Annotated in this window: 7 protein-coding genes and 1 riboswitch; of the genes, 1 reads left to right on the forward strand and 6 read right to left on the reverse strand. The window is 41.1% G+C overall.

All coding sequences use genetic code 11. The features are described from left to right. Nucleotides 1-22 precede the first annotated feature (22 nt). The 6 genes from JL57_RS16840 to JL57_RS16865 form a co-directional block, all read right to left on the reverse strand. Complete coding sequence (locus JL57_RS16840; protein ID WP_034143174.1) at nt 23-973, reverse strand: DMT family transporter; 951 nt, start codon at nt 971-973, stop codon at nt 23-25. 155 nt (nt 974-1128) lie between these two features. Then, nucleotides 1129-1584, reverse strand: coding sequence for a YbaK/EbsC family protein (locus JL57_RS16845; RefSeq protein ID WP_034143175.1), 456 nt, complete (start codon nt 1582-1584; stop codon nt 1129-1131). A gap of 17 nt (nt 1585-1601) precedes the next feature. Further along, nucleotides 1602-2993, reverse strand: a complete 1392-nt coding sequence (locus JL57_RS16850; RefSeq protein WP_034143176.1) for an aspartate kinase — start codon at nt 2991-2993, stop codon at nt 1602-1604. A 176-nt stretch (nt 2994-3169) separates the two neighbouring features. Continuing rightward, nucleotides 3170-3940 (reverse strand): phosphatase, encoded by a 771-nt coding sequence (locus JL57_RS16855; protein WP_034143177.1) that lies wholly within the window; start codon nt 3938-3940, stop codon nt 3170-3172. Nucleotides 3941-4183: 243 nt separating this feature from the next. Continuing rightward, a complete protein-coding gene (locus JL57_RS16860) occupies nt 4184-4771 on the reverse strand; it encodes a hypothetical protein (protein WP_034143178.1) in 588 nt (195 codons plus the stop codon). Between the two features lie 168 nt (nt 4772-4939). Further along, nucleotides 4940-6022 (reverse strand): HD-GYP domain-containing protein, encoded by a 1083-nt coding sequence (locus JL57_RS16865; protein WP_291300194.1) that lies wholly within the window; start codon nt 6020-6022, stop codon nt 4940-4942. A gap of 59 nt (nt 6023-6081) precedes the next feature. Continuing rightward, nucleotides 6082-6166, reverse strand: a riboswitch (cyclic di-GMP riboswitch). Nucleotides 6167-6484: 318 nt separating this feature from the next. Between JL57_RS16865 and JL57_RS16870 the strand changes: the two genes are divergently transcribed. Beyond that, nucleotides 6485-9036: SNF2 helicase associated domain-containing protein (locus JL57_RS16870; protein WP_034143180.1), on the forward strand; the 2552-nt coding region annotated here is incomplete at its 3' end.

Consider the following 9036-nt stretch of genomic DNA (forward strand, 5'->3'; position numbering starts at 1 on the left):
ACCCTTGGGAAAAGTGGCTTGGTCAATGCTCGCTTCGTTGGTGGTTCACGACAATGACTCCTAAGGCAACTAATGCTAAAGCCAAAAACATATTTAAAGACAATCGTTCGCCCGGAACGAAAATGGCGGATAAGATAGCTCCAGAAACGGGGGTCATGAATTTAAAGACACTAATTTCTCCCGCTTTATTGCCTTTTAAAATTGCATACCAGAGAGAAAAGGCGGTTGCCGAGAGAAATGCTGAATACAAGAGCAGAATGAACGCTCTGTTCGTAAAAAGCATAGCCTGAGGTTTCAACCCAGGTAGCCCGACCGCGATCAGAAGTAAGGACCCTAAAAGCATTTGCCAAGCTGTCAGAATAAAGGGATGAAGCTCTTTTGACATCCGTTTTGCTAAGATGGTTCCCAGAGCACCTACGAGGCCCGATAAAATCATAAATCCTTCGCCCTGCCAAGAGAAATCCAAGGTGAAGTTTTGTCCGGAATTAACCAAGGTAATTCCTGCGAAACCTGCGACTAAACCTACTATTTTACGCAAGTCTAACCGGTCATCACGATAAACGAAGTGGGCTAAAACTACCACAAAGAAAATACCGGCTGACGATAAAACTGCACCTTTCATTCCTGTGGTATGAGCTAATCCGTTGTAAAAAAAGAAGTACAACAAACTAATTTGTAGTAGCCCTAACAAAAAAAGCAGAGGTAGCATTTTTAGTTTTACTTTGGGTGACAAACGCAATCCAAAAATAATTAAGGCAAAAATGAGCAGGGCAGCTAAAAAAAATCGCAATCCTGCGAGTACAATAATCGCGGAGCGATCACCCGTCGCTATGCCAAGCTCTTCATAACTGACTTTCAAAACTGGAAAGGCGCTTCCCCATAGAACAGCGCAAAATTGGGCAATAATAATAACCCAAAACCTGTTAGTTAAGTAGAATCCATAATTGCGTTCTTTACTTTGAATCAAGTTCATTGATGTCCTTCCTAGTGAAAGATTCTGTATTCTATTCCTAAATAATAAGGCTTAGCAGGGAAATGGTCAAACATCGCAAAAAGAGAACCTGGTAAGGTTCTCTGAGAAACGCAACCTAAATTGTGAGTCAAAGATCGATCATTATTATCCGACAACTATGTCGTCACGTGAACCCACTGACCCGCAGTTAGTTCCTCCAGTTCAGTTACGTTTAATTTTATGGCAGTATTTGAAGCACCAGCCGCAGGAAAAACATGGGTATATGATTGCAGGGAATAATCCAGATAAATAGGCATCGGTTGACTTAACCCGAAGGGACAAACTCCTCCTACAGGATGCCCAGTTGCCTCGGATACCTCCGAAGCCTCGGGCATCTTGGCCTTGGTATAAAAGATTTCTTTAAACTTCTTATTGTCCAGCCGCTTATCCCCAGCCATGAGAATCATGACAAAGTCTTCCTTGACTTTAAAGAGCAGTGACTTGGCAATTTCGCCTGGGGTTACCCCTAAGGCCTCCGCTGCTTTGGATACTGTACTTGTATCCTCAAAGCTTAATATCTCAATTTCCTTTTTGTTTTGCTTTAAAAATGCCGCTACGGACTCTACAGACATAACCAAAACCCCTCCGATTACAAGTGATTCGCCCAGCATAAATCTTCATTTAAACAGATGATTGCTTTAGCATACATTCCTCGATCAATCACAAATTGCATGTTCACTTGGCGTAAGGACTGCGACACACACTTGATGTTGATGTTATTTTTAGCCAAGGCATTAGCGGCTCTAGCGAGAATTCGAGGCATTGCAATATTCGATCCGATTGCACAAACAATCGCAGCCTCCTGTACTGTAACTGTTCGGTATTCTGCTTGAAGTTCAGACACTAAAGATTCAGCGAGATCTGCCTGCCAAATTACAAGTGAAATACTATTCGCATTGGTGGTTTTCATAATATAGCTAATATTATACTTTTTAAACTTTTTCATAATGTCTAAATCGAACCCAGATTCTCCGACCATAGAAGTATCATGAATTTCCAAAACAACAATTTTATCTGACCCGGCAATGATTTCAATCTTCGCTTCAGGACCTATATAATCATTGGAAATAACAGTTCCCGGGTGGGTAGGTTCAAAGGTATTTTTAATACGCAGGTTAATCCCTGCTATTTCTAACGGCTTAGACGCATTAGGATGGATAGCCTCCATTCCAATGTCCGCAAGTTGATCCGCAACATCATAATTCGTCCTACCGACCGGAATAGCTTTATCGACACCCACAATTTTAGGATCAGCTGATGATAAATGATACTCCTTGTGGATAATTGCCTCATCCGCAGCTAGGTGAGTTGCAATTTTAGAAAAGGTAATTTCTGAGTACCCTCTTTCGTATTGCCTCATAATCCCTTCAGTCCCTTTGGTATATCCAGTAGCAACGATGATTGCTTCGTGAGGATTAACGTTCTTAAAGGATTTTTCTATACGATCGCTGATCGAGAGTTGCTTAGAATCACGGAAGCCCGTTAAATCTACCAACTCCGCGAGAATACCGTTATTGCGCAGGATATTCACCGTGTTAAAGGCGGAATGAGCTTCACCGATCGATGCCAGTAACTCCCTAGCCGCCGAGTAGATACTGTCTCTTCCAACATACCCGGAAGCAATAATATCCTCCATACTATTCAGATAGGCTTTTGTCTGCATAACACGTTCTACTATGAATACTCGGCAAACTTTAGGGTTTAAACCTAGGTCGATAAATGTATCATTAAGTTTAAGGGCCTCACTTAATAGCTCATCCATGGCCGTTTCATAATCTTCCCCTTTGATAAAACGTTGGTAGATTCCCGCAGCTTTAGTCTTTTTATCTTCAAGCAGCATATTTGTTACCCCTGCATAGGCAGAGACGACAAACACCCTACCATAACGAAAATCTTCTGAACTTGGGAAGCCAATTATGTCATTAAGCACAGTCTGAAATTGGAGCATTGATGTACCACCGATTTTTTCTACAGTTAGCATAATAAAATCCGAACCCCTCTTCTGTTTCTTTTTCTCCATTCAAGCATTATTCGTCAGAATTTGGGATATTCCTTCAACTCTTGCGAAATTCATTGCGGATTAGCAGGAAGAAAGTCAGAGTAGCTCCTCTAATAAGTCGAATCCCTCCGCTGCAAAAAGGAAAAGCCAACCTCACTCTAAGCAATGCTTAGCTGCGATTTAGGCGATAATGGATCAATGAGTGGTCTATGTTTACGACGTGTCGCCAAGTAATCCAGCACTCGCTCAGGTGAAGTGTTAAGAATCTGGTGCTGAGAAATCCCTGCCTCACGAACTAATTCTAGGGCTTCACCGAATTCACCGACTCGATCCCAAAAATGTGCATCACTGCCTAAAATCACGGGGCCTTTGAACTTGGCCATATAACGGGCAATAAAACGGCAATTCTCAAGGGCTCCACTTTTTTCTTTGATTGTGGAAAGTGAACTATTGTTTATCTCAACCGGAACATTTAAAAGAGCCGAGGCATAGGCAATTCGCTCAAGATCCATTTCAAAATGTGGACGTCCCGGATGAACCATCATATCCGTATATGGGTTTTCCATCGCTTTTATAAAGGCTTGAGTATTTTGTTCACCTGTCCCTCCGGGATAGCAGATCGGATGAAGCCCAACAAGAACCAGCTTCAGCTTAGCTAAATAAGGGATGGGCATATCTAACTCACCTTCATAGTTCGTAATATTTGCTTCAACCCCTGGCAATAGTTTCACCCCAAAAATCTCATCAGGAAGAATTGACAAATTACCAAAATGGTACAGATGAGGTGCACCTGGCATACTTGGACCATGGTCCGTCATTCCCATCAATTTGAGCCCTTTGCGAGAGGCTGCTTGCGCATTTTCAGTAATAGTACTGTAGGCATGTCCACTTGTTATGGTATGAGTATGCAAGTCAACCAATAGTTCCATTTTAATCACCTCATTTTATATTATCAGGCAAACCTTGGTTTGGATCTTAATATCTTTAGTTCATTCTATATTATACTTTGTGTGTAAAGTCCAAATTATGCTGTGGTTAAAGATCTGTTAAAATATTAATAGATCATCGCTTTTAAATTTTCTTTACTGCTTAACTATAATATAGGAAAAAGAGACCTGCAATAGGAATAGGCCACGACCTCGTCGTGGCCTATTCCTATCTCTAGTTTGATACTAATCCCGACTTAGATAGCGGCTTGAATTTGCTAACATAAACAATGGGTTTCTCAAATAATTGATGGGATATAAATCATCCCTTGCAGAAATCAGCGCCATTATCTTCCCGATTTTTGATGATGGATCAATAGCAACGATCACAAAAGCATCTTTTTCAGAGGTTAAAGGATAGATAACATTGTTTTTATTCAGAACATCATGATAGGCATCTAGCGTAAGCATCCTGAAATCACTGTTCCGCCATCGTATATCGTAAAGCTTAAAGGCCTGATGGGCCACTAACGGTAAAAAGGTTTCTTCAGTTAAATACAATTCGATTCCCATCATGTAGCCTTCACTATCTAGGTCATTCCAATATTCACAATGAAACGATTTATCCACTGACTCTCTATACGTCTTCGTTGCCAAACGCATTTGACTCAAACTTTGACCCATGCTATGCCATTTAATTCTTGGAATGCTAAGACTGTTCACATCATAGTAAAGCCCGATATCGCTTTTCTCGAGGGTATACTCGTCAGTCGTTTGATTAGGCATAAGGTAGATATAGCCCATTTGCATGTTGTTATCGCAGGTAATAAGCACGGAACATCCCCCCCAAAGCTTCATATGCCAGCTTGTCTGGTTGATTGTTTACACTTTGATTATCTAATTATTCTATCACTGTTTCTGCGCAAGTGCACATTTTTCCTGCAATCAAACTGTATACAATTTTCGACACCGAAATAACGAGCCATCAGTCTCCTTCATTCTCTAAGTAACGTGGTTAAAACTGACCGATTGCACAAACCTGGTTAAATCCTTGAGCAAATCGCAGATTAGTTCCTCGTTAACGAATTTTCCGTTTTTATCAAAAAAAATTCTTATGAGAGGTCTACTCGGATAATTGTAATGAATACCGACGACTGTACCCATTTCACCTGTATTTAAGGTAACTATAGAACCTTGCGGATAAAGTATTAAACACTGTTCAAAACAGTGTACAATCTCTTGATCAAAATCTTTCCCGGAACCAGCCACGATGATTTCTAAAGCGTGATAGGGGGGCAACCCTTTGCGGTAGGGTCGATCCGCAACAAGGGCATCAAAAACGTCAGCAACTGCAACGATTTGTGCATTAGTCGTAATAGCTCTCTGTCTTAAACCATCCGGATAGCCCTCGCCATTCCAACGTTCATGATGATGACGGACTATGCTGAGAATCTCCTTTGAGATATTGGAGTATTTAAGCATTTCCTCACCCATCTCTGGATGCTTTTTAATAATCGTAAATTCTTCTCTATTTAAGCCCGAAGGTTTATTCAGTATTTCAAGGGGCAAAGAACTTTTACCCAAATCATGAAACATCGCACCCATAGATAAAGTTCTTAGTTTTTGTCCTGAAAACCCCATTTTCAACCCTACTAGAGTAGCTAATAACGCAACATTTACGGAATGAATATATGTATAATTATCAAAGTTTCGAAATTCATTAAAATCTATATAGACACGGGAATTTCCTTCTAACTCGTTGATAATTTTATCAACAATAGCAAACGAATCGATTAAACGTGTAGAGCTAAAAAGGCAGACGCTTTCAAAGACTTTGCGAACATAGCCTACGATAAAACGGTACTCCGAGGAAGGAAATCTACGTTCTTCATTGGGAGGATGAGAATTCTCCAAATCATATTGTAAAGTATATAACTTTCGTTGGAGAAGAAGTTCATGGATTTTTGTGGTAATTGGCTTACCTTTAGATAACAACAATACTCCTTGTATATCATATAGATCAAGCTCTGAAAGTTCTCCAATTTCAAAGCTGTTCATTGTTAGGGGTTCCAACTTTGTTATCAAAACCAACTTTCCTCCTTATACAACAAAAGACGCCAAATAAGTATACGGCGACAAGTTTTTTCGATATCCGGCTTTCTTCACCATAATGTGTTAAGACCCGTGGCTTTGCGCCCTCAGTTCTCACTGAGTTTGCCGTTATCGCAGAGGTATTAAATTGATCATGGCCTAATACATCACAGAAAACATGACCTAAAGCAGGCCTTTAGGCCTATAGGATATACCTTCGCTAATATATCACACACAACAATAATATACAATATAATACAATCTTATCATAATATTAAATTATTCATTCCATCATTTTCAACGATCCGTCGCTAGATTTATCATCAGTAAATTGAGCAAAGAACAACTCAGATCAACTCTCTGGCCCCTAAATTAGACGAGTAGACTCAAACTATGATATTCTTAACTGATACCCCTATCTAACTCAGCAAATATTACTGCCAAAGGAGTATATTCATGCCTCGCTTTTACCTCTCTGAACAAATAATTCAAGATCTAGCGGATAATGATCGTGTATATAAAAAAGGGCTTTCCTATTACGCGGCTGGTAGAGTCTACAATTTCAGTTTTTCCCCCGATAAAGGCCTAATAAACGCTTCTGTCATCGGAGGTTTACGCTATGTTGTTCAACTAGCCTTCGAGAGGGACAACTCCGTACGCTCATATCGCTGCACATGCCCAGCCTTCAAAGACTATCCAGGAGCCTGCAAACATGTTATCGCCGTCTTAAAAACAGCCCAACAAAAATTACCGTCAGCTTGGACAGACCCTGTCGTTCAAAGCCGCGTGGTTGATGAGCTTCTCACTGTTTTTGCGAATCAACGACAGGAAACTCCTTATGAAGAACTGACTCTAAACATGGAACTCCAAACCCTGCCCAGCCATCGGCTTTCTACACATCTACAACTTAGAGTAGGTCTGCAGCGACTCTATGTTGTAAAAGATATCGGACAATTTCTTACTGCGCTTAAATCAGGCCGCTCGCTAGAATTTGGTAAGCAATTTACCCTGGAACCTACGAGACAAACTTTCAAAGAGGAAGATCGTAGGGTAATTGCCATGCTTCAAGAAATGAATGACCAACATTCAGCCATAATCGAGATGCAAGGGCCCTTTTACGCGACAACCGTGCTCAATCAAAAATTGTTACCCTTGACGGGCTATTATTTAACTAAGTTTTTAGACGCTTTGGGGGATAAAGTGTTTTCTTGGAGCTTTGAAGCTCCCCCTCCCACACCCACTCAAATTATTCGGCATGGGCTACCCATCGAATTTTCCCTCCAATCACAAGGTCAGGATCTGGCATTAACACTCGAAACTGAAGAAATGCCCCTCCAACTGACGGATGATGGGAGTTACTACGTTTACCAAGCTAAAATCCATCAAGCTTCCCCCAACCAAAAAGAACTCCTTTTACCTCTCCTGTCAGCCCTTCGCCAAGGATCCGTGACCAATATTGTGATTCCAGCAGCCCAGAAGGAGCTTTTCGCCTCAGAAGCCCTGCCCTTAATCGGGAAATTAGGTCCCGTAATCATTGATCCTGTCCTAGAAGATAAATTTACTCAAGAAAGCTTACAAGCCAAAATCTATTTTGATCGTTCTAACGAGATGGGCATCACAGCTCGTTTAGAATTCCACTATGGAGAGACCATCATTAATCCATTTTCTGCGACCCGGGATACTAGTAACGAGTCCGCTGCCAGCGATGTTATTCTCATCCGTTCTGTCAATCAGGAACGAATGATCCTCAACATTCTGGAACACGCCGATTTTATCGTATCTAAAGGGAAAATTTACCTTGAAGACGATGATAAAATCTTTGATTTTACCGTCAATTGGCTTCCTCAACTGAGAGACCTTGCAGAACTCTATTATTCGGATCAATTCAGGCTCAAAATCCGCACCTCTACGACGTTTTCCGGCCAAGTTCGCTTAGACGAAACTTTAGATATCTTGGAAATATCCTTTCAATATACTGATATCGATCAAAATGAATTATCGGATATCTTTCATTCTCTACATTTAAAGAAAAAATACCATCGCCTTCGCGATGGATCTTTCCTCGATCTAAATCAGCCGGAGATGAACGCTGTCGCCCAACTCATTGAAAATTTAGACCTTAAAGCCTCAGATCTGAATGAAAAACTGCTCAATCTGCCTAAGTACCGTGCCATGTATATAGATAGCTTTCTGCGCCAAGCCAACTTACCTGGAGTGCAACGCAATAAAGCCTTTAAGCAATTAGTGCAAAGCATCTTAGAGCCTCAAGACGGAGAATTTGAAATACCTGATGAGTTGCATCATATCTTAAGAGACTACCAGAAGACTGGATTTCAATGGCTTAAAACATTAGCATCCTATGGTCTTGGAGGAATCCTCGCCGACGATATGGGGCTGGGTAAGACTTTGCAAGTTCTGGCCTTCATTCTATCCGCAAAATTGACCACCTCTGCCCCTGCTTTGGTTATTGCTCCCACCTCGTTGATCTATAACTGGCAAGAAGAAGCGAAGAAATTCACCCCTACTCTTCGAGTCCTTGTCGTGGAGGGCAATCCCCAGGAAAGACAGACGCAATTGTCCGAAATAGATGATCAGTGTGATCTAGTCGTTACTTCATATCCTATACTTCGGCGGGACATCGATGAATTTGCTAAATTAGACTTTTCCTACTGTTTTTTGGATGAAGCCCAACACACCAAAAACCCACAAACTCTGAACGCAAAATCTGTCCAGCAAATTAAGGCCAAAAGCTATTTTGCACTTACCGGGACGCCCATTGAAAACTCGCTTTCCGAACTTTGGTCCCTCTTTAATTTTATTATGCCTGGTTATCTCCTCTCCCACCAGGACTTCCGCAAAAAATTTGAAATCCCCATAATTAAAGGGGAAGACTCAAATATTCTTACCGAACTAAGTCGACATATTAACCCTTTCATTCTAAGGCGATTGAAAAAAGATGTCTTAAAAGAACTGCCGGACAAGATCGAAACCCAGCTAAGTGCTTCCTT

This window comes from Desulfosporosinus sp. BICA1-9, from assembly GCF_000802135.1.